Below are 18,720 nucleotides of genomic sequence, written 5' to 3'. Positions count from 1 at the left end.
GGGGTCAGGAGTCGGCTCCGGCGCCTCCGGTGGTCCCGGCGTTGACGTCCAGGAGCTTGTAGCGGTCCATCGCGTAGGCGGGCACGCCGCTGTCCACCTCGCCGCGCGAAGCGAGCAGCTGCAGGGTCTTCACCACAATCGAGTGGGTGTCGTTCTTGAAGAAGCGGCGGGCTGCCGCGCGGGTGTCGGAGAAGCCGAAGCCGTCGGCTCCGAGCGAGGCGAACTGGTGCGGGAGGAACTGGCGGATCTGGTCCGGGACGGCCTTCATGTAGTCGGTCACCGCCACCACGGGCCCCTGCGCATCGGCGAGCTGCTGCGTGACGAACGGTACGCGGGCGGGCTGGCCCGGATTCAGGAAGGCCTCTTCCTCGGCGGCGAGCCCGTCGCGGCGCAGTTCGTTCCAGGACGTGACGGACCAGACGTCGGCGGAGACACCCCAGTCCTCGGCGAGGATCCGCTGGGCATCCAGGGCCCACGGGACGGAGACGCCGGAGGCCAGGATCTGGCTTTTGGGCCCTTCCATGCCCGACGCCGACACCCGGTAGATGCCTTTCAGCACACCGTTGACGTCGAGGTTCTCAGGTTCGGCCGGCTGGGAGATCGGCTCGTTGTACACCGTGATGTAGTACATCAGGTTTTTATCGGATGCAGGTCCGGTTCCTTCGCCGCTTGCGGCCGGACCGTACATGCGCTCGATGCCGTCCCGGATGATGTGGCCCATCTCGTACCCGTACGCGGGGTCGTAAGTGAGGACGGCCGGGTTGGTCGAGGCCAGGATCGGGGAGTGGCCGTCGGCGTGCTGGAGGCCTTCGCCGGTCAGGGTGGTGCGCCCGGCGGTGGCGCCGATGATGAAGCCGCGGGTCATCTGGTCCGCGGCGGCCCAGAAGGCGTCGCCGGTGCGCTGGAAGCCGAACATGGAGTAGAACACGTAGACCGGGATCAGCGGTACGCCGTGGGTGGCGTAGGCGGTGCCGGCGGCGGTGAACGCCGCGACCGCGCCTGCTTCGTTGATGCCGGGGTGGATCAGCTGGCCCTGGGCCGATTCCTTGTAGGCCAGGACCAGGTCCCGGTCCACGGAGAGATAGGCCTGGCCGTCCGGGTTGTAGATCTTGGCCGTGGGGAAGAACGCATCCATGCCGAAGGTTCGGGACTCATCCGGAACGATGGGGACAATGCGGTGCCCGAACTTCTTATCCCTGAGCAGGTCCTTGAGCAGGCGCACGAAGGTCATGGTGGTGGCCGCCTGCTGCTTCCCGGAACCGCGCTTGGCAACCTCGTAGGTCTTGGCGTCCGGCAGCTCCACCGGCGAGTGGTCCGGCCGGCGTTCGGGGACGAAACCGCCCAGGGCGCGGCGGCGTTCCATAAGGTACTGGATCTCGGGGGAGTCCATGCCGGGGTGGTAGTACGGGGGCCGGTAGAGGTCCGCGTCGAGCTGTTCGTCCGTGATGGGGATCCGGAGGTGGTCGCGGAACTTCTTCAGGTTATCGAGGGTGAGCTTTTTCATCTGGTGGGTCGCGTTGCGGCCCTCGAAATGGGGTCCGAGTCCGTAGCCCTTGACCGTTTTGGCCAGGATCACGGTGGGCTTGCCCTTGAACTCGGTGGCAGCCTTATAGGCGGCGTAGACCTTGTGGTAGTCGTGGCCGCCGCGCTTGAGGTTCCAGATCTCGTCATCGGAGAGGTCCGCGACCATGTCCTTGGTCTGCGGGGTCTTACCGAAGAAGTGCTCGCGGACGAACCCGCCGGACTCTGCCTTGTAGGTCTGGTAGTCACCGTCCGGGGTCTCGTTCATGATCTTCACGAGCGAGCCGTCGGCGTCCTTGGTGAGCAGGTCATCCCACTCCCGGCCCCAGACGACCTTGATGACGTTCCAGCCCGCGCCGCGGAAGAACGCTTCGAGTTCCTGCATGATCTTGCCGTTGCCGCGGACGGGACCGTCCAGGCGCTGGAGATTGCAATTGATGACGAAGTTCAGGTTGTCGAGCTTGTCGTTCGCGGCGAGCTGGAGCAGGCCGCGGGACTCGGGCTCGTCCATTTCGCCGTCGCCCAGGAATGCCCAGACCTGCTGGTCCGAGGTGTCCTTGAGGCCGCGGTTGTGCAGGTACCGGTTGGACTGGGCCTGGTAGATCGCGTTCATCGGACCGATGCCCATCGAGACCGTGGGGAACTCCCAGAACTTCGGCATCAGGCGCGGGTGGGGGTAGGAGGAGAGGGCGTGGCCTTCCTTGGACTTTTCCTGCCGGAATCCGTCCAGGTCCTCCTCGGCGAGCCGGCCTTCCATGAACGCGCGGGCGTACATGCCGGGGGAGGCATGGCCCTGGAAGAAGACCTGGTCACCGCCGCCGGGGTGGTCCTTGCCGCGGAAGAAGTGGTTGAAGCCCACCTCGTACAGGGTGGCGGCACCGGCGTAGGTGGAGATGTGCCCGCCTACGCCAATATCGGCGCGCTGCGCCCGGTGCACCATGATGGCGGCGTTCCAGCGCATGTACGCCCGGTACTTTTGTTCGATCTCTTCGTCCCCCGGGAACGCCGTTTCCTGGTCCACCGGGATGGTGTTCACGTAGTCCGTGGTGGTCACCATCGGCACGCCCACGCTCTGCGCGCCGGCGCGCTGGAGCAGGCTCCGCATGATGTATTGGGCACGCTCGGTGCCCTGTTCCTGAATCAGGGCATCCAGGGACTCCAGCCATTCGGCGGTCTCTTCCGGATCACGATCAGGCAGCTGGTTTGTCAACCCGCTGAGGATATGGGAGGTCTCTTCTCCTGCAGCCACGTCCAACCTCTTTTCATCGTTGAATAGTTGGCTCAAGTTTTCATTGTGTGAGAAAACTTTATTGCATCTCGAGATTATCTAGGCGACCATCCGCGCGTCAAGGCGAGCGGACGGTCACATTTGGCTGCTAACGGAGCCACCAGCAACGCGGGGTCAGATACGGCCCATTAAGACGCCTAGAATCGGCTGTATCTGACCCCGCGTTGCTTTTTCAGGAAGAGGTAAGGAGCCTGCCCCAGCGCGGGTCCAGCAGCGGTGCGCCCGCCATCTTGAGGCAATGCCACAGCGTGACGGCCACGGAGTCCAGGACCGGTACACCGGTTCGCTCCTCCACTTCGGCCGTGATGTTGGCACCGTACAGGTTGGTGCACAGGTAGATCAGAGCATCCGGATTCGAGGCTGCGAGTTCCAGCGAGCCCGGCAGCATCTCGGCATCGGTCACCGAGGCGAAGGACTCGTTGTCGCTCAGGTCCAGGTGCCGGTGGTCGATGGTCTTGACGCCAGCCTGCGCGTAGGACTCGATCACGGCCTCGTTGACGTCCCCGGTGTATGGAGTGAACAGCCCGATGCGTTCGGTGCCGAAGGACTTGAACGCCTCCATGTACGCCAGGGTGGACGTGGTGGCCGGGATGCCCGTGGCGTCCGTGATTCCCTGCACGAGCCGGCGGTCATGGTCGGCGCCGAGCCAGGATCCGGAGGTTCCGTTCCAGGCGATGACGTCCACGTCCGACGTTGCGAGCAGTTCCGCGGCGGCGTGCATCCCGGCGGCGTCGAACTGCTTGTCCGAGGAATCATCCAGCGCGATGCGGGTGACATTGATGCGGGTGAAGTGCAGCGAGACGTCGCGGCGGTCACCCAGGATGCGGTAGCTCTGCGGCTCCAGGCACGTGTTGGAGGAGGGCACGATCATGCCGATGCGGATGGGGCGGTTGGCGGAAGGCATGGGGCTCCTAGGCAGAAATCGTGACGGTGGCGGGCGCTGCAGGGGTCAGCGGGGACAGGGCATCGCGGTGTTCGGTGAAGCCGTTGCGGGCCACGAAGCGGCCCACGGGGCCGGGATCCTGGAACCCGGCGTCGTCCACCACCACGCGTCCGGCGGAGACGACGACGGCCGGCCAGCCGTGCAGGGTCTTCCCCTCGAAGGGCGAGAAGTCAGTGCCCATGTGCAGTGCACCGCCGTTGACGACGCGCTCCGTAGCGGGATCGAAGACGATCAGATCGGCGTCGAACCCTTCCACGATGGCGCCCTTGCGCGGCAGGGCATTGATCCGGGCAGGACCCGCGGAGAAGACCTCCACGAAGTCCTCCACAGAGCCGCCGGCCGAGGAAAGCGCCGTGAAGGTCACCGGCATGCGGGTCTCGACGCCGGGCAGGCCGTGCGGCATGAAGCGGACGTCGTCCGTGCGCTCGCGTTTCTGCGAGAGGTCGTAGCAGGAGTGGTCCGAGGCTACGGTGTGGATGGCCCCGGCTGCGAGGCGTTCCTTGAGGGCGGCCACGGTTTCGGCGCTGCGCATGGGCGGGCAGCAGGCGTACCACTCAGGGAACGTGCTGCTGTAGACGGTGTCATCCAGGCTCAGGTAGTGCGGGCATGTTTCGGAGTAGGCTTCCTGGCCGCGGCTGCGGGCATCGGAGACCAGGTCCACGGCTCCGGGAGTCGACTGGTGCACGAAGTAGACCGGCGCCCCGGTGTATTCGGCCATGGCGAGGGTTTCCTTGACGGAGATTTCCTCGGCCAGCTCGGGGCGGGTCCGGTGCAGGTGCTCGATGGCGATGCGTCCGTCCGCGGCGTGCTGCTCAGTGCAGTCGGCAATGATGGGGTCGTGCTCGGCATGAATGTATGTGAGGCCGTCCAGGCGGACCATTTCGCGCATAACCTTGAGGATGGTGTCGCCGTCGGCCATGGTGGAGCCGCGGTTGGTGGTGTACATCTTCACGGAGCGCACACCCTCCGCGGCGAGCTGCTCCAGCTGCCACGGCACGGTCTCGTCCCAGCTGACCACGGAGCCGTGCAGTGCCACGTCGCAGCGCGATTCGGCGGCCAGGCGCTTCTTGTTCAGGACGGCGTCCAAGGGGGTTTCCTGGGCGTCGCGCGGTATGCCGAAATCGATGATGGTGGTGGTGCCGCCCCACAGCGCTGCCGTGGAAGTGGTGCGGTAGTCGTCCAGGGTGCGGAAGCGGCCGGTCACCTGGGCCACGTGGCAGTGGCCATCCACGCCGCCGGGAATCACCAGCTGGCCGCTTGCGTCCACAGTGCGTGTTGCTGCGGGCACGGGTTCGGAGGCGTCGAGCAGCTGCACGATGCGGCCGTCCCGGACCACAATATGGGCCTGTTGGCGGCCAAAGCTGTTGACCACGGTGCCGTGGGCGACGACGAGATCTGGGGTGTGGGACATCGTTGTCCTCCTACTTCTGGGTGGCGGGCCGGGCGGCCGAGATAACGGCGGCGTTCGACTGGGCGGCGGCGTTCTGCGCGTCGGATAGGGCGGCGTCGAGGTTTTCGGACAGTCCGCTGCGGCGCTTGACGGGCGGCGGAGCAAAGGCGCCCTGCCGGTGGAAGCCGGACTGCAGGGCAACCACGGCTTCGGTCATCCGGATGCCGGCGGAGATGCCGTCCACCACGGGAACGGGGATCTGTCCCTCAAGTTCGCGGGCGAGCCCGGCGAGCGGGGCACCTGCCAGGATCACGACGTCGGCCCCGTCCTCCGCGACAGCCTGCCGGCTGAGTGCCAGGAGCGTGTCCTTGAAGTCGGCCTGGACGGAGCCGATCGAGTTGAGGCTCTGGTTGATGGAACGAATCGAGGCCAGGCGGCCGCCGAGCCCGAAGTGCTCCACGCAGTCCCGGTACCAGGCGGTGATGCGGTCCGAGATGGCGATGATGGAGAAGCGCTGGCCCTGGAGGGCGGCTGCGCAGAGGGCGGCCTCGGTGATGCCGATGACCGGCACATCCACCAGTTCCTTGAGGGCCGGCATGCCGGGATCGCCGAACGCCGCCACCACGACGCCATCCACCTGGCCGTGATACTCGGCGATGATTTCGGCGACGGCGCCGGCGGCGATGAGGGATTCGAAGCGGGTTTCGATGTACTCGACGCCGTGCCCGGCAGTCCGCACGAGCAGCTCGGTGTCCGGCCCGGCCGAACGCACGGCCTCGGCTTCGATCAGCGCCGTGACGTCGGCACTGGTGTTGGGGTTGATGACCAGGAGTTTCATGGTTTTTTCCGATGCAGCTTGGGCTCGGCGGCGGTGGAGTCTTCGGGGAACTGCTCGCGGTACTTGCCGATGTGCGACGCCGATTGGGCGGCGGCGCGTTCCGGGTCGCCGCTGGCGATGGCGGCGTACAGGTCACGGTGTTCCTGGATCAGTTCCGGGAGGTCGCTGACGTGGCGGAAGAGCCAGTGCATGCGGCCCTGAAGGGGTTCCAGCGCTGAGCGGAGAAAGTCGTTGTTGGCGATGCGGGTGATGGCGTCGTGGAATTCGCTGTTGGCGCGGTGGGCTTCCAGGATGGATCCCTTGGCGAGGCAGCGGTCGGCCTCGTCCAGCAGGCCCTGGAGTTGTTCGAGGTCCTGGGCCGTGGCGCGGGCCGCGGCCAGCCGGCAGGCGAGGACCTCAAGGGACTGGCGGACGTCAAAGAGGTCTTCCACATCCTTGGCGCTCAGTCCGCTGACCTCCATGCCGCGGGAAGCACGGTCCCGGATCAGGCCTTCCTGGCGGAGCATCCGGAGGGCCTCGCGGACGGGAAGGCGCGAGACGTTGAATTCGGCGGCGAGGTCCCGCTCCACCAGCCGGGTGCCGGGCGCATAGTGGCCTTCGAAAATCCTCGTACGGAGCGTGTCACGCACGGTCTCCCGGAGGGGGCGGTCCGTGTTGTTCGTGTCTTCTGCGATAAGCAATTCTGGCTCCATTCGTGGTTCTTTCAGGCAGTGCGCCCGGCGTTCCCGGCCGGTGTCCGACCTTTCGGCGGTACAGGCCGTCGGGCCGGCCCGGTCAGGCGAGTTAGACCGGGAGGCGCTTGTTGTAGTTCAGTGTCAGCACGGAGACGCCCATGATGACCGCGGATCCTACAAAGTACAGCAGTGCCCAGGTGTAGGAGCCCGTGGCCCCGACAATCAGGCCTACCACAATCGGGGTGACGAAGCCCGCGATGTTGCCGCTGAAGTTCATGGCGCCGCCCAGGACGCCGGCATTGGTCCGGCCGCCCAGGATGGAGGGGATGCTCCAGAAGAGGCCCACCCAGCGGAGGAAGAACATGACCACGGACAGCAGGACTACCGCCGTCGTCGGATCCGCCACGATGGTGACGCCTACCAGGCCGCCGATGACCACAATGCTGGAGATGCCCAGCAGGGTACGCATGACCAAGTTGGCCGAGGCGCCGGAGTTGCGCCACTTGTCGGCGATGTGGCCGCCCAGGATTTCACCGACGAAGCCGGCTCCGAAGATCACGAAGGTGGACCAGCCGATGGTCTTCAGGTCGAAGCCCTTGGCCTGGGCGAGGTAGAGCGGGCCCCAGGTGAGCAGGCCGTAGAACACACCGTTGAAGCCCAGCCAGCCGAAGCACATGGCCCAGAAGGAACGGAACTTCAGGTACGGGAGCAGGGCGCGCTTGCCCGAGGCGCCTTCCTTCGCGGCTTCGGCATCTTCGGCGGCGTGCGAGGCCTCAATGTATTCGGCCTCGGCGGCGTTGACGCCGCGGTGCTGGCGCGGGTTGTCCCGGACGTACCACCAGACGGCCAGACCCATGAGGACCGTTGCGGCGCCGGCGATGATGAACGCCGTGCGCCAGCTGCCGGTTGACGCGATGAGCCCGGCGATCAGGATGCCGCCCAGACCGGCCCCGAGGGGGGCGCCGGCGTCCAGGATCGTGGCGCCGCGGCCGCGTTCCGACTTGTGCATCCAGATGGCGTTGAGCTTGCCGCCGGCCGGCATCACGCCGGCTTCGGTGACGCCGATGCCGAGCCGGGCGATGAACATGCTCAGGAAGCCGCCGGCCAGGCCGGATGCGGCGGTTGCCGCACCCCAGCCCACGCAGGAAGCCGTCATGACCTTGCGCGGACCGAACTTGTCGATCAGCCAGCCGACCGGGATCTGCATGAGCGCGTAGGTCCAGAAGAAGGCCGAGAGCAGGAGGCCCACGAGCTCGGGGGCGAGATTGAATTCCTTCTGGATGATGGGGAGGGCCACCGAGATGGAGCCCCTGTCGATGTAGTTGACGGCGACGAGGACCAGCAGGAGCAGGAACATTTTCCAGCGGACGTTGGTGCGACGTTGCACGCCGCCCTTGCCGGTTTTGTCGTCGGGGAGCGGTACAGCGGTTTCAGTATTTTGAATAGACACAACTTCTCCTTTGCAGAGAGGGAGATTGCAGACGGGAAGAAAGGCTTGGGTGTCCGCGGGGCAGGAGGCCGGCTGGTGGGGCGTCCTGGAGCCTAAATCCGGAGAAGCCGGGCTATGAACTGTGGCCTGGGATCCGGATCGCGATCTTTTGGGATCCCAATTTGGGATCCCAAAATTTAGAATAGAAGTGACCCGGACCACTGTCAAGGAATTTGGTCCGTTATGGCCCACCCGGGCCAAATAACCGATTGTGACCGCTGCCGGCGTTCCGGCTGGCGGCGTGGTTGCGGCCGACGTGGAGACGTTGAGGAGCCGGGCAATGGGCGCGCGAAAAGGCCCGCGGCGTCGCCGCGGACCCTTTCTGTCATGGCAATTTCCGGCAGGGGCCGGGGGGCTCAGCTGCCCCGGTACGTGGAGTAGGCGAACGGGCTCAGCAGGAGCGGCACGTGGTAGTGGGCCTCCGATTCCACCACGCCAAACGTGAGGGTCACCTCGGGGAAGAACGTTTCGGTGGCGGTGGCGGCGAAGTATTTGCCCGTGTCGAAGGCCAGGCGGTAGGTCCCCGAAGGCAGTCGGTCCGGTCCCAGCTGTTTGATGCGCCCGTCCGCATCGGTGGCGCCCCCGGCGATCCGGACCCAGCGCTCGCCGTCGAGCACATGGAGGGTTACCCGGACCTCGGCCGCCGGTTTTCCGGAGCCTGTATCGAGTACATGGGTGGTGACGTGGGAGGTGCTCATCTGCCCATCAGTCCTTCGAGTCGGAGCGCTGCGATTTCCCGCAACTGCTGGCCAATGATTGATTGTTCTGCTTCGGGGGTGTGGGCGAGCCTGGTGTTGAGGGCGGCCAGGATCTCCTCGCGGCTGCGGCCGGCGGCGCGGATCAGGAACACCTGCCCGAACTTCTCCTCGTAGGCCTGGTTGCCTTCTGCCAGGGCCTCGGCCACGGCAGCGTCGGCCACGCCCAGTCCGGCCTGTTCCGACTGCGACAGTCTGGCCTCCGCGCTGTCGCCCTGCGCCCGCTCGCCGATCCGCGGATGGTGGGCGAGGGCCGCTTCGATCTCCGCCGGCGTGAAGGGGTTGGCTGCGCTGCGGCCCGCCGCCAGGAGCGCGTGGAAGGTGGAATAGGGCCGCGCGTCGGCGAGCTCGTCGATCCAGCGTTCGATGTCCAGGCAGGGGCGCAGGAAATCGGTAGCCTCCGGGCGGCCGGCCGTGTTGAACTGTTCAAGGTGCATAAAACAGATCCTCGTGTTTTGATGCTGGCATCCACGGTGTAGGGCTATGCGGATACTTTATTCCGCATCATGGAACTGTTATTTCAGCATATGCAAAAGTCAACCGCACGCACCGGCGGGTGTCAACTGTCGGGACGCTGCCTGGGTCACGCCCAAACAGAAGCGGACGGCTCGGGCGCTGGCGGCTTGCCCAGTGCCTCATCGATTGCCCACTGCGGAATGCGCCCGCTGGACGAACGGCGGATGCGGGGAAACTCCCTGTCGCCAGAATCTGATTCCAACAGTCCCCCTCGTGCTGCCATGCCACCTCCTTTGATGGTCTGCCCAGCATAGTGGCGGTCCCGTTGATCCGTACGAAATTACTCGTGAAGTTCGGGGCTACTCCTCGATAGTCACGCCGCGCCAGAAGGCGATCCGGTTCTCGATGGGCTTCGCCCGAGTCTTGGGTTCGCGGTAGAACCAGGCGGCATCGACGTTCAGCTTCCCGTCCACTTCCAGGGTGTGGTAGCCGGCCTGGCCCTTCCACGGGCAGACGGAGTACATGTCGCTGTCCTTGAGGTAGCCCGCATTGACGGCGTCGCGGGGGAAGTAGTGGTTGCCTTCCACTACCACCGTGTCCGCGGACTCGGCAATGACTTTTCCGTTCCAGATAGCCCTGACCATGTGGTTCCGTTCTCTAGGGGCCGCCTGCTGTGCGGACGGCGGGTCGCAGGTATGTCAACGGCCCGTGCGGTGTGCTTTGTTCCCGAGCACCTTCGGGAATGCTGCCTCCGGGCGCGGTGGTCTTCTCCGGTATCGTGGGTCCATGGTGCGGAACCTGGCCGACATCGGCGCTGAAGGTGTATTGCTCGCAGGGGCGGGCCGCGCCATCCTGCTGCAGATCGCGAACCCCGCGGTGGGCCATGGCGTCGCCGAGCACAGTGACTTTATTGCCCGTCCCCTGGACCGCTTCCGGGCTACCGTCACCTACGTCTACGCGGTCGTTTACGGAACAGAGGCCCAGGTCGCGGCCGTTCGCCGCAGCGTCAACCGGGCCCACTCCACGGTCCGCCGCAAGCCCGAATCCGGCTCCCACGGGTACAGCGCGTTCGATGCCCAGGCGCAATTATGGGTGGTGGCCACCCTGTACGACACAGCCATCACCGTCTACGAGAAAATCTACGGCCCGCTGGACGACGAGGCAGCCGACCTAATGTACAGCGACTACGCAAGAATCGGCACCGTCCTGCAACTGCCGGCGAACCTGTGGCCGGCCGACCGCGCAGCCTTCAGGACGTACTGGGACACGTCCCTTCTGACACTGGAGCTGGACGCCGTCACCGCCGGCGTCGGCCGCGACCTCCTGTACCCGCCGGCCGGGCCGCTCTGGCTGCGGATGAGCATGCCCCTGATCCGGTTCATCACCGCCGGGCTGCTGCCGGACCACTTGCGCGCCGGCTTCGGGCTGCCGTGGAGCGACCGCCACAGCCGCCTGTTCGACCGCACCACCCGGTGGTCCGCCCTGGTGTATCCACGGCTGCCGCGGCCGGTCCGGCACTGCGTCAAGAACTACTGCCTCGGCCGGCTCCGCACGGCTTAACGCAACCGGACGACGGCGGGAGGTCCTTGCCGTCGTCCGTCACGTAACCCGCTTGTATCCGGGGATGTCTCCGACAACGGGGTCGCGGCGGCTAAGGAAAGGATCGGGGCGGCCCTGGCTCCAGGGGCCCAGTCAACTGAGCCCCTGAGCTGGCAGGACATGCGCAGCGGTTCCAACTGGTCTGTCGCGGCGTTCGGAGGTATCGTCTACGGCTTCGCGATCGTAATCCTGATCGCCGTCGCCCTGACCATTGCCAGCGTGATCACGGGCACCGTACTCGCGGGCTACCGCGACTTCGGCGTGGCGAAGGCCCTGGGCTGCACACCCTGGCAGGTCATGGGTCTCCTTGTGGCCCAGGTTGGCGTGCCGGCAGGAATCGGGGCCCTGCTCGGGCTGCCGTTGGGAATCCTGGGCGGTGCATACTCCTGGGCGAATCGGCGATTCAGCTGGGCCTGCCGGCGCCTTCGGCGCTCAACCCGCCGCTGATCCTGCTCGTGGCTGCCGGATTCATGCTGCTGGTGGTGGCTGCCGCGGCCATGCCCGGCCTGCGGGCGGCTCGATTGAGTGCGGCGACCGCCATCAGCCGGGGCCGCTCGCCGGGCCTTGGGAAACTGTCCCGGCGGAGCTCAGTGATCGTCCGGATGGGCCTGCCCAGGCACTTCGGGCTCGGCGCCGCTGCCGTGGTTGACCGTCCGGTGCGGGCACTGCTCACGGTCGGTGCGGTCGCAGCGTGCATGGCTGCACTGACGTTCGCGGCCACGTTTGGCCCCACCATGGATGGATTCATCAAGGACCGGGGCACCTGGGGCGGGGCGCAGGACGTCACCGTGTTCAAAGCACCCGGCGGCTCACCTGATCAAGTGCAGTCACTTCTTTCCCAACGTCCGGAGATCGCCTTCTCTGTAAAGACCTCCGGAGCCCGTTACGTCATGCCTGGCCAAGCCAAGGCACTCGCTGTCATGGGCGTGCATGGTGACGCCGAGGCCATGGGATTCCGTGCCGCCAAGGGCCGCTGGTTCGCCGCACCGGGGGAGGCCGTCATGAACGCCTTCACCGCCAAGGAGCTCGGTATAAAGCTGGGCGACACCGTGAGGGGAACTGTCAGCGGCACGGAGATGAGGCTTACGGTGGTGGGCCTGATGAACGATATCGACGTCCGCGGGTTCCGCGTCGACTGGAGTACCCTGGCCGCCGCGACACCCCACATGCAGCCTGATACGCATCTCCTCCGGCTGAAGGAAAGCGTGAGCCATCAGGAGTTCGTGGATTCACTCAACGCCCGGGCAGGCGATTTGATGCTGGCGACCTTCCTCGGTTACGAAGCAGACATGACTCCGATCGACCGCACCATTGGCGGTTTGTCGGCGGTGATCGTCCTGTTGGCCGTAGTGGGAACGTTCAACACGACGCTGCTGGCCATGCGGGAACGGCTGCGCGATACCGCTATCCTCAAGACGCTTGGCATGACCGGGGCACAGATCACCGGCATGGTCTTCACCTTCGCAGGAATACTGACCGTTGCGGCCACAGCCGTGGGGATACCACTGGGCCTGTGGATGCAGGAGAAAGTCATCAACGACGGCATCGGAGTAGTCTCCGGGTTCGTCGTGGACGTCGGGATTCTCGACGTCAGGAGCGTTGTCCTGATCGTGGCCGGAGCTCTCGCCGTGACGTTTCTCGGCGCGCTCGTCCCGGCCCGCAGGGCGCGCCGCTTGCCGGTGGCAGCGGTGCTGCGCTCCGAGTAGCGAATCGGAAGGTTAGCGGACGACGGCGGGACCTCCCGCCGTCGTCCGTTTTGCTTGGCCGGCCACTCGCTGTTCATTGCGCCGAAACCGCAGGGCTGCTGCACGTTATTCCGCGCCGGGAAGTCTTTTCACGCACCCGCCTGCGCGCTTCGCGGGCGGAATCAACGCAGAAACCCCGAGTTAGGACTTCCCCATGCGCCTGAACAGTTTCACCACCGCCGCCGCGGTGGCCCTCATCGCAGCCAGTGTTGGCACCGGGATCCAGCCCGCTACTGCCGCCGACGACGCGGCCGCCAGCCAGCAGGCGTTCAGCTTCGGTGTCATTGGCGACATCCCCTACGGTGCTGCCGAAATCGCGAAGTTTCCGGCGCGCATCCAGGACATCAATGCCGACAGCGCGCTGAAGTTTGTCACCCACGTCGGTGACATCAAGAACGGCTCTTCAGTCTGTTCGGACGAGTATTTCCAGGAGATCCGCGCCGAGTTCGACACCTTCGAGCACCCGCTGATTTTCACGCCGGGCGACAACGAATGGGTGGACTGCCACCGGACCAACAATGGCGCCTACAACCCGCTGGAGCGCCTGGACAAGCTGCGTGAGATCTTCTTCAACGAACCCGGCAAGACCCTGGGTGCCACGATGCCCGTCAAGACCCAGGAGAAGCTGGGCCTGCCCGAAGACGTCCGCTTCACCCAGAACCGCGTGGCCTTCTCCGTGGTCAACGTCCAGGGCAGCAACAACTCGCTCCAGCCGTGGACCGGCCTCGGCGAAACTACTGCCACCCCAGAGCAGCTGGCTGAAGTGGAGCACCGGACGCAGGCCGTCCTGGCCCAGCTGCGCGAGACCTTCAGCGACGCCACCCGCCGCAACGACCGGGCGGTGGTCCTCATGACCCAGGCTGACATGTTCGATCCCGCCCTGCTCGCGGCCGCCCGGGCCAACCCGGAAGCAGTGTCCGGCTTCCGGGAAATCGTCGCGACCATCGTCGAGGAAACCAACCGCTTTGACGGGCCGGTCTATCTCCTCAACGGTGACAGCCACGTCTACGCCGAGAACCAGCCCCTGGCTGAGGGCTCACCATGGCTGGCGGTTTACGGCCAGGCTCCCGCCGACGACCTGCAGCGCATCACCGTCGACGGCTCCAACAACGCCACCAACTATGTCAGGTTCACCGTGGCCGGAAACGGCGCCAAGGGCGCTGACATCCTGTCCTGGGAAAAGGTCTCCTTCAGCGGCTAGCAGCAAAGGTGGGCGGACGGCGGCGGCACGTTCCGCCGTCGTCCTCCCACCGCCGGAATGAATCCAGAAGGTTGAATGTTCAACCAAGCCTGGACTTTGGCATCGTCACCTTCGGAGAGCTTTCCCGCAACATCAGCACTGTGAGCCGCTGTCATCTCAGCAGCGGCCCAAGGAGATCATCGAGCCCGCCAGCTGGCCGACCAGGCGGGCCTGAAATTCCTGGGGCTGGGTGAGCACCACCGGCGCGACTTCGCACTGTCCGCCCCCGAAATCGTGATGGCGGCCATCGCCCGGGAAGCCACCAACTTCAGGCTCAGCACTGCCAGCACGGTACTGTCAACGCAGGACCCCGTGAGGCTCTTCGAGCAGATCGCCACGCTTGGCCTGATCAGCGACGGCCGCGCCGAAATCATTGCCGGCCGCGGGGCGTTCATCGAGTCCTACCCGCTGTTCGGCCACAACACGGACGACTACGCCATGCCGGCCGTCAATCGTGAGATCGGCACCGCTGCCCCCGCGTAGAATTCGGGTCTGGCCTGACTTCGCCGCCGGCCCTACAATCGGGAAATGGACGCAGCCGGCCCAGTCACCACCGGATACGCCCTCGGGGGGGGAAATCATAACTATGTCCCCAATGGTGCCGGCAAAGGATGCGCACAATGACAGATATCCAAGGGCTCATTAATTCCCTCGCGCCGGAAGTCCTGGCAGCACTTCGCGAGCGCGGCCCGGACCAACACCTGGACCGGGACACACTCGATGCTTTTGACCGGGCCGCCGGCGGCCCTGGGGAAGGCCGCGGCTACTACATTGTCCGGGGCAGCCTGACGCCCTTGGAACGCCGCCACTATTTCCTCCGCGACGACGTCGCCGCGGCCATCTTTGCGCCCTCGTCACTGGAGGCAGCGAAAGGCGCGGACGCCTGACCGCCCGGGGGCTCCTGAGCGCATTAACCACAAAACAAAAGCGGCCGACGACGGGAACTTCCCGTCGTCGGCCTTCCTCTCCTGCGGCGCCCGGTAGAGCCGCGTTGAAGTTGTTCGGTAGCTTGCCGGCGTGCCCTCAAGGCGGTCATCGATCGCACGTGAGGGCGCACCATCTTTCGGCAGCCCGGTAACGAATCCCTGTCATGAACTATTACAGCCAAGCGGCGCAGGAACGGGTTCGGGACGCCGCATACGACGCAGTCGAGAAAGTCCTCAACAGCATGTTCGAACCGTTGAACCGGCAGGCCCTCACGGCGCGCTGGAACCAAGCCTGCGAAGCCATGGCGAAGCACCTGGAAGCGCGGGACGCCGGCGAGGAGTAGGACCCACACCTTCGGTCTCAAATAAGATTGACGGACGATCGAGATCGAAGGGTTTGAGCTGTCCATGAAGGTCACCACCACAACGCTCCAGATGCTCCAGCCGCCCGCCTAGGCGGCGCGCCCGTTGCCCGATGAGGCATCTCTGGACCGGGCCGTGGGGGTCACTCCGGAGTTCGCCCGCTTCCTCTATGGCCTGGTCGGCGGGCCGTGGCACTGGACGGATCGGCTCGAGTGGACACGGCAGCAGTGGGCCGAGGAACTTGCGGTGCCGGGGACGGAATTCTGGGTCCACACTTGCACGCTGGACGGTCCCGCGGCCCTGGCAAACTACCAGTCCCGTGGCTTTGAGCCCTGCGGGACCGAGGACGCGGACACGGAAGTGGCGGAAGAGCCGCTCGGTTCCTGGGTGGCCACGGCGGTCGATAATGGCCGCATAACTGACGCGGACCACTGACGGTCGCATCTGCTGCAAACCCGCCGGCAGCCGTAGGCTGGAACCGACAAGAGGGTGACCGAAAGGGTGACATGTCGGAAACGATAACGGCCGGGCTGCTGGGCGAAGTGATGGCCGAGCTGGCCGTGCTTGAGGACCCGAAGATGCGCGAGGCGAACGAGAAGCGCGGCGACGACCACGGCGTGAACCTGTCCAAGCTGCGCGCGGTCGCGAAGCGGCTGAAGACGCAGCAGGAACTCGCGCGCGAGCTCTGGTCCACGAACGACACTCCGGCCAGGTTGGTTGCGCTGCTGATCTGCCGGCCGAAGGCCTTCGAACGCGACGAACTGGACTCCATGCTCCGCGAGGCGCGCGCCCCCAAAGTGCACGACTGGCTCGTGAATTACGTCGTGAAGAAGAGCCCGCACGCGGAGGACCTGCGCGTGGCCTGGATGGCTGACCCGGATCCGGTGGTCGCCAGCGCCGGTTGGGCCCTGACCAGCGAACGGGTGGCGAAAAAGCCCGCAGGGTTCGACCTCCCGGGGCTGCTGGACACTATCGAGGCCCAGATGAAGGACGCCCCGGACCGGCTGCAGTGGGCGATGAACCACACGCTGGCCTTCATCGGGATCGAGCACGCCGAGCACCGGGCCCGGACGCTCGATATCGGCGAACGGCTCGAGGTCCTCAAGGACTACCCGACGCCCCCGAACTGCACGTCACCGTTCGCGCCGATCTGGATCAACGAGATGGTGAGCCGCCAAGCCACGGCGTAAGGCTGTCGGCCCGGAACCAAAACGAAAGCGGACGACGCCGGGAACCTCCCGCCGTCGTCCGCTTCAGTTTTAGCCGTGAACCGATCAGACGGTGGCGAGCTGGCGTTCCTGGCCACGGACGCTGACCGTGAATGTGTTGGGGCCGCTGCACTGGACCGCAATGCGGCATTTGGTGGTGTTCGCCTTGACCGAGAGGTCGTGCACAACGCTCTCCAGGGTGTGCTCAATCGCAGACCGGTCCCAGATTTTCAGCGTGATGGAGTCAGTGTTTTCAAACGTCATTGTCAGTACTTTCGCTCATGCAGTTAACGGCTCCACGTCGTCCTTGAGGGGGCCGCATCCTCGTCGGTGAGGATTGCTGATCTTGGTAGTGCGGAAACGGGGTCCCGATCTCATGGTTCATGCTTGCCGCCGAGATTTGCAACAGAAATGGCCAAAGTGTGAGCGATTACACGCTCACAGTGGCCTTAGTTACTGACGGCGGCGTAAAGGTTCAGGGACGCCGAAAACACCAGCCACGAGACGTTCGGCAGCATCAGCAGGCCGGCCGTTGGGCTGATGGGTCCGAAGCGCAGAACTGTCAGGGCTGCTGTGAGGATGAGGGCGGCGAGGACGGCCAGAGCCAGCCAGAGCGCCGCGGTCCCCAGCGCGGGATACAGCCCGAAGAACGTTATGGGCCAGAGCAGGTTCAAGGCCAGTTGTAGCCAGTAGAGCCTGAGTGCGCGGCGGCGCGGGTAGCGCCGCTGCCGCCACACCAGCCAGGCCGCCACGGCCATTGCCGCGTAGAGGACCAGCCAGACTGACGTGAACATCAGCCCGGGAGGCGTCCAGGGGGCCTTGTCCGCCAGGGCGTACCAGCCGCCGGCAGCCGTTCGGATCGGGAGGGACCCCACGAACGACACGGCCCAGGAAAGCGCGAGGAAGCCGATCAGGGCGGCAACCTGCCGCCGTCGGGACGGCCCGTCCGGGACTGCCGGACCTTGCGTTTCGGTGGGGACGGTGTCAGGCACTGACCCACTGTGGACAATGGCGGGTATCCGCGTCAAACCGGGAGGCGGCGGAGGTCTCCGTCAGGGCCCCTTCGAGATGGCATTTCGCGGCAATGTTGACCGGCGGAACTGCCGTGAAATGCCATCTCGCGGACCGCATTCAAGCCTTGACACCCTGCCGCCCCGAGAGTATCGTACAACCAAATGGTTGTAGATCAGCTCAGAGACGCGGACGTGGACCGCCTGTTCCAGGCGCTCTCGGACGCCACCCGGCGGGACATTGTCCGGCGGGTGACGGCGGGCGAGTATTCCGTCTCCGGCCTCGCCGCCCTCTACGCCATGAGCTTCGCCGCCGTCCAGAAGCATGTGGCGGTGTTGGAGCGGGCTTCCCTGGTAACAAAGGAGAAGCGCGGTAGGGAGCAGATCGTGCGGGGTAACCACGAAGGACTGCAGAAGGCCCGCCGGCTGCTCGATGAGTATGAGGCGATCTGGCGGCAGCGTGCCGGGCGGATCGCAGACATTCTGGCTGAAGGATAGGAAGGTTTTGCAATGCCTGTTATCAGTTCCACCAAGAATCTCGAAGCGCTCAGCTTCACCCTAGTGGCCGAGTTCGATGCCGGCGTCGAGCAGGTCTGGCAGATCTGGGAAGACCCCCGGCAGCTCGAGCGCTGGTGGGGTCCGCCCACCTGGCCGGCCACGTTTGAGGCGTTCGACTTCCAGCCCGGCGGGAAGGCCGGCTACTACATGACGGGCCCCGAGGGGGAGAAGGCCAGCGGCTGGTGGCGCTTCACCGCCATCGAGGCTCCGCGCAAGCTCGAGTTCGACGACGGCTTCGCCGATGACGACGGCGCCCCGAAGGAGGCCATGGGAATCACGCATGCCGCCGTTGACCTCGAAGACCTCGGCGGCCGCACCCGGATGACCGTTCTATCCACCTTCGAGTCCGAAGAGCAGATGGAACAGATGGTCCAGATGGGTATGGAAGAGGGCATGCGGGAGGCTGCTGGCCAGATCGACGCACTGCTCGCGGAACACGCCCGCGCCTGAGTGACGCTGTTCGGTGTGGACAAGGACGACGCCGGCGTTGCCGGTGGCAGCCAGATGGCCGCGCTGTCCGCCGGCTACTCGGCGGTCTTCCTGTGGGCCGCCGGCGTAGCCATCCTGATCGCGCCGCTGGCACTTCTCCATATCACCATCACCAAGGAGACGTTCAGCGGCGGCGACGAGAACCAGCCCATCCACCTGGGCTGACCCACTCTTTTAGCGCGAAGGGACACTTGGGGCCCCAGGATCCGGGCCTCAAGTGTCCTTTCG

Annotated in this window: 23 protein-coding genes; 12 read left to right on the top strand and 11 right to left on the bottom strand. The window is 65.6% G+C overall.

Annotated elements, in window-relative coordinates; genetic code table 11:
* Positions 1 to 4: 4 nt before the first annotated feature.
* The 9 genes from aceE to NG701_RS20785 form a co-directional block, all read right to left on the bottom strand.
* On the bottom strand, positions 5 to 2,770 hold the full coding sequence (aceE, locus tag NG701_RS20825) for a pyruvate dehydrogenase (acetyl-transferring), homodimeric type (protein ID WP_252570605.1): 2,766 nt from the start codon (positions 2,768 to 2,770) through the stop codon (positions 5 to 7).
* Between the two features lie 211 nt (positions 2,771 to 2,981).
* Positions 2,982 to 3,713, bottom strand: a complete 732-nt coding sequence (locus NG701_RS20820) for a maleate cis-trans isomerase family protein (protein WP_252570529.1) — start codon at positions 3,711 to 3,713, stop codon at positions 2,982 to 2,984.
* Between the two features lie 7 nt (positions 3,714 to 3,720).
* Complete coding sequence (locus NG701_RS20815; protein WP_252570527.1) at positions 3,721 to 5,163, bottom strand: amidohydrolase family protein; 1,443 nt, start codon at positions 5,161 to 5,163, stop codon at positions 3,721 to 3,723.
* A 10-nt stretch (positions 5,164 to 5,173) separates the two neighbouring features.
* On the bottom strand, positions 5,174 to 5,980 hold the full coding sequence (locus tag NG701_RS20810) for an aspartate/glutamate racemase family protein (RefSeq protein ID WP_252570525.1): 807 nt from the start codon (positions 5,978 to 5,980) through the stop codon (positions 5,174 to 5,176).
* Positions 5,977 to 6,660 (bottom strand): GntR family transcriptional regulator, encoded by a 684-nt coding sequence (locus tag NG701_RS20805; RefSeq protein WP_104060664.1) that lies wholly within the window; start codon positions 6,658 to 6,660, stop codon positions 5,977 to 5,979. The genes NG701_RS20810 and NG701_RS20805 overlap by 4 nt, the downstream gene beginning before the upstream one ends.
* A 103-nt stretch (positions 6,661 to 6,763) precedes the next feature.
* Positions 6,764 to 8,104: an MFS transporter gene (locus NG701_RS20800; RefSeq protein ID WP_252570523.1), complete on the bottom strand. Its 1,341-nt coding sequence runs from the start codon at positions 8,102 to 8,104 to the stop codon at positions 6,764 to 6,766.
* A gap of 395 nt (positions 8,105 to 8,499) precedes the next feature.
* Positions 8,500 to 8,841: a hydroxyisourate hydrolase gene (gene uraH, locus NG701_RS20795; RefSeq protein ID WP_252570521.1), complete on the bottom strand. Its 342-nt coding sequence runs from the start codon at positions 8,839 to 8,841 to the stop codon at positions 8,500 to 8,502.
* Entirely contained in the window at positions 8,838 to 9,335 is a 498-nt protein-coding gene (uraD, locus tag NG701_RS20790) for a 2-oxo-4-hydroxy-4-carboxy-5-ureidoimidazoline decarboxylase (RefSeq protein WP_252570519.1), read from the bottom strand. The genes uraH and uraD overlap by 4 nt, the downstream gene beginning before the upstream one ends.
* A 378-nt stretch (positions 9,336 to 9,713) precedes the next feature.
* Positions 9,714 to 9,998, bottom strand: coding sequence for a DUF427 domain-containing protein (locus NG701_RS20785; RefSeq protein ID WP_252570517.1), 285 nt, complete (start codon positions 9,996 to 9,998; stop codon positions 9,714 to 9,716).
* Positions 9,999 to 10,140: 142 nt separating this feature from the next.
* Between NG701_RS20785 and NG701_RS20780 the strand changes: the two genes are divergently transcribed.
* The 9 genes from NG701_RS20780 (at position 10,141) to NG701_RS20740 (ending at position 16,417) form a co-directional block, all read left to right on the top strand.
* Positions 10,141 to 10,914: an oxygenase MpaB family protein gene (locus NG701_RS20780; protein WP_252570516.1), complete on the top strand. Its 774-nt coding sequence runs from the start codon at positions 10,141 to 10,143 to the stop codon at positions 10,912 to 10,914.
* 159 nt (positions 10,915 to 11,073) lie between these two features.
* A complete protein-coding gene (locus NG701_RS20775) occupies positions 11,074 to 11,400 on the top strand; it encodes an FtsX-like permease family protein (protein WP_252570514.1) in 327 nt (108 codons plus the stop codon).
* Positions 11,401 to 11,408: 8 nt separating this feature from the next.
* A complete protein-coding gene (locus tag NG701_RS21260) occupies positions 11,409 to 12,659 on the top strand; it encodes an ABC transporter permease (protein WP_252570512.1) in 1,251 nt (416 codons plus the stop codon).
* 193 nt (positions 12,660 to 12,852) lie between these two features.
* The gene (locus NG701_RS20765) at positions 12,853 to 13,899 is read left to right on the top strand and encodes a metallophosphoesterase family protein (RefSeq protein WP_252570510.1); all 1,047 of its coding nucleotides are present in this window, start codon (positions 12,853 to 12,855) and stop codon (positions 13,897 to 13,899) included.
* A gap of 153 nt (positions 13,900 to 14,052) precedes the next feature.
* Entirely contained in the window at positions 14,053 to 14,421 is a 369-nt protein-coding gene (locus tag NG701_RS20760) for an LLM class flavin-dependent oxidoreductase (protein WP_308292626.1), read from the top strand.
* 137 nt (positions 14,422 to 14,558) lie between these two features.
* A complete protein-coding gene (locus NG701_RS20755) occupies positions 14,559 to 14,825 on the top strand; it encodes a hypothetical protein (RefSeq protein WP_252570508.1) in 267 nt (88 codons plus the stop codon).
* A gap of 203 nt (positions 14,826 to 15,028) precedes the next feature.
* Complete coding sequence (locus NG701_RS20750) at positions 15,029 to 15,208, top strand: hypothetical protein (RefSeq protein ID WP_252570505.1); 180 nt, start codon at positions 15,029 to 15,031, stop codon at positions 15,206 to 15,208.
* A gap of 124 nt (positions 15,209 to 15,332) precedes the next feature.
* Complete coding sequence (locus tag NG701_RS20745; protein WP_252570503.1) at positions 15,333 to 15,662, top strand: hypothetical protein; 330 nt, start codon at positions 15,333 to 15,335, stop codon at positions 15,660 to 15,662.
* 71 nt (positions 15,663 to 15,733) lie between these two features.
* Positions 15,734 to 16,417 (top strand): DNA alkylation repair protein, encoded by a 684-nt coding sequence (locus tag NG701_RS20740; RefSeq protein WP_252570501.1) that lies wholly within the window; start codon positions 15,734 to 15,736, stop codon positions 16,415 to 16,417.
* A gap of 84 nt (positions 16,418 to 16,501) precedes the next feature.
* On the opposite strand, the gene NG701_RS20735 is transcribed toward NG701_RS20740, so the two are convergent.
* Positions 16,502 to 16,699 (bottom strand): hypothetical protein, encoded by a 198-nt coding sequence (locus NG701_RS20735; protein ID WP_141141656.1) that lies wholly within the window; start codon positions 16,697 to 16,699, stop codon positions 16,502 to 16,504.
* A gap of 185 nt (positions 16,700 to 16,884) precedes the next feature.
* The gene (locus tag NG701_RS20730; protein WP_252570499.1) at positions 16,885 to 17,427 is read right to left on the bottom strand and encodes a TspO/MBR family protein; all 543 of its coding nucleotides are present in this window, start codon (positions 17,425 to 17,427) and stop codon (positions 16,885 to 16,887) included.
* 183 nt (positions 17,428 to 17,610) lie between these two features.
* On the opposite strand from NG701_RS20730, the gene NG701_RS20725 reads away from it, so the two are divergent.
* Genes NG701_RS20725 through NG701_RS20715 form a run of 3 tightly spaced genes read left to right on the top strand, consistent with a single transcriptional unit; the run spans position 17,611 to position 18,657 of the window.
* Positions 17,611 to 17,943 carry an ArsR/SmtB family transcription factor gene (locus NG701_RS20725; RefSeq protein ID WP_252570497.1) on the top strand — a complete coding sequence of 111 codons (333 nt, stop codon included), beginning with the start codon at positions 17,611 to 17,613 and terminating at the stop codon, positions 17,941 to 17,943.
* A gap of 12 nt (positions 17,944 to 17,955) precedes the next feature.
* On the top strand, positions 17,956 to 18,453 hold the full coding sequence (locus tag NG701_RS20720; protein WP_252570495.1) for an SRPBCC family protein: 498 nt from the start codon (positions 17,956 to 17,958) through the stop codon (positions 18,451 to 18,453).
* Positions 18,454 to 18,657: a hypothetical protein gene (locus NG701_RS20715; RefSeq protein ID WP_252570493.1), complete on the top strand. Its 204-nt coding sequence runs from the start codon at positions 18,454 to 18,456 to the stop codon at positions 18,655 to 18,657.
* Positions 18,658 to 18,720: the final 63 nt, after the last annotated feature.

This window comes from Pseudarthrobacter cellobiosi, assembly GCF_023913815.1.
In the GTDB taxonomy this organism is placed as follows: domain Bacteria; phylum Actinomycetota; class Actinomycetes; order Actinomycetales; family Micrococcaceae; genus Arthrobacter; species Arthrobacter cellobiosi.
Note: the sequence above shows the minus strand (reverse complement) of the source record. Positions and strands in the feature narration are given on the sequence as shown.

Bases quoted from the DNA above. Each gene is read 5' to 3' on its own strand.
- NG701_RS20780 (WP_252570516.1), top strand. From the start codon at position 10,141: ATGGTGCGGAACCTGGCCGACATCGGCGCTGAAGGTGTATTGCTCGCA.
- NG701_RS20740 (WP_252570501.1), top strand. From the start codon at position 15,734: ATGTCGGAAACGATAACGGCCGGGCTGCTGGGCGAAGTGATGGCCGAG.
- NG701_RS20820 (WP_252570529.1), bottom strand. From the start codon at position 3,713: ATGCCTTCCGCCAACCGCCCCATCCGCATCGGCATGATCGTGCCCTCC.
- uraH (WP_252570521.1), bottom strand. From the start codon at position 8,841: ATGAGCACCTCCCACGTCACCACCCATGTACTCGATACAGGCTCCGGA.
- NG701_RS20785 (WP_252570517.1), bottom strand. From the start codon at position 9,998: ATGGTCAGGGCTATCTGGAACGGAAAAGTCATTGCCGAGTCCGCGGAC.
- NG701_RS20810 (WP_252570525.1), bottom strand. From the start codon at position 5,980: ATGAAACTCCTGGTCATCAACCCCAACACCAGTGCCGACGTCACGGCG.
- NG701_RS20755 (WP_252570508.1), top strand. From the start codon at position 14,559: ATGACAGATATCCAAGGGCTCATTAATTCCCTCGCGCCGGAAGTCCTG.
- NG701_RS20765 (WP_252570510.1), top strand. From the start codon at position 12,853: ATGCGCCTGAACAGTTTCACCACCGCCGCCGCGGTGGCCCTCATCGCA.
- NG701_RS20815 (WP_252570527.1), bottom strand. From the start codon at position 5,163: ATGTCCCACACCCCAGATCTCGTCGTCGCCCACGGCACCGTGGTCAAC.
- NG701_RS20775 (WP_252570514.1), top strand. From the start codon at position 11,074: ATGCGCAGCGGTTCCAACTGGTCTGTCGCGGCGTTCGGAGGTATCGTC.
- NG701_RS20725 (WP_252570497.1), top strand. From the start codon at position 17,611: ATGGTTGTAGATCAGCTCAGAGACGCGGACGTGGACCGCCTGTTCCAG.
- NG701_RS20720 (WP_252570495.1), top strand. From the start codon at position 17,956: ATGCCTGTTATCAGTTCCACCAAGAATCTCGAAGCGCTCAGCTTCACC.
- NG701_RS20735 (WP_141141656.1), bottom strand. From the start codon at position 16,699: ATGACGTTTGAAAACACTGACTCCATCACGCTGAAAATCTGGGACCGG.
- NG701_RS20750 (WP_252570505.1), top strand. From the start codon at position 15,029: ATGAACTATTACAGCCAAGCGGCGCAGGAACGGGTTCGGGACGCCGCA.
- uraD (WP_252570519.1), bottom strand. From the start codon at position 9,335: ATGCACCTTGAACAGTTCAACACGGCCGGCCGCCCGGAGGCTACCGAT.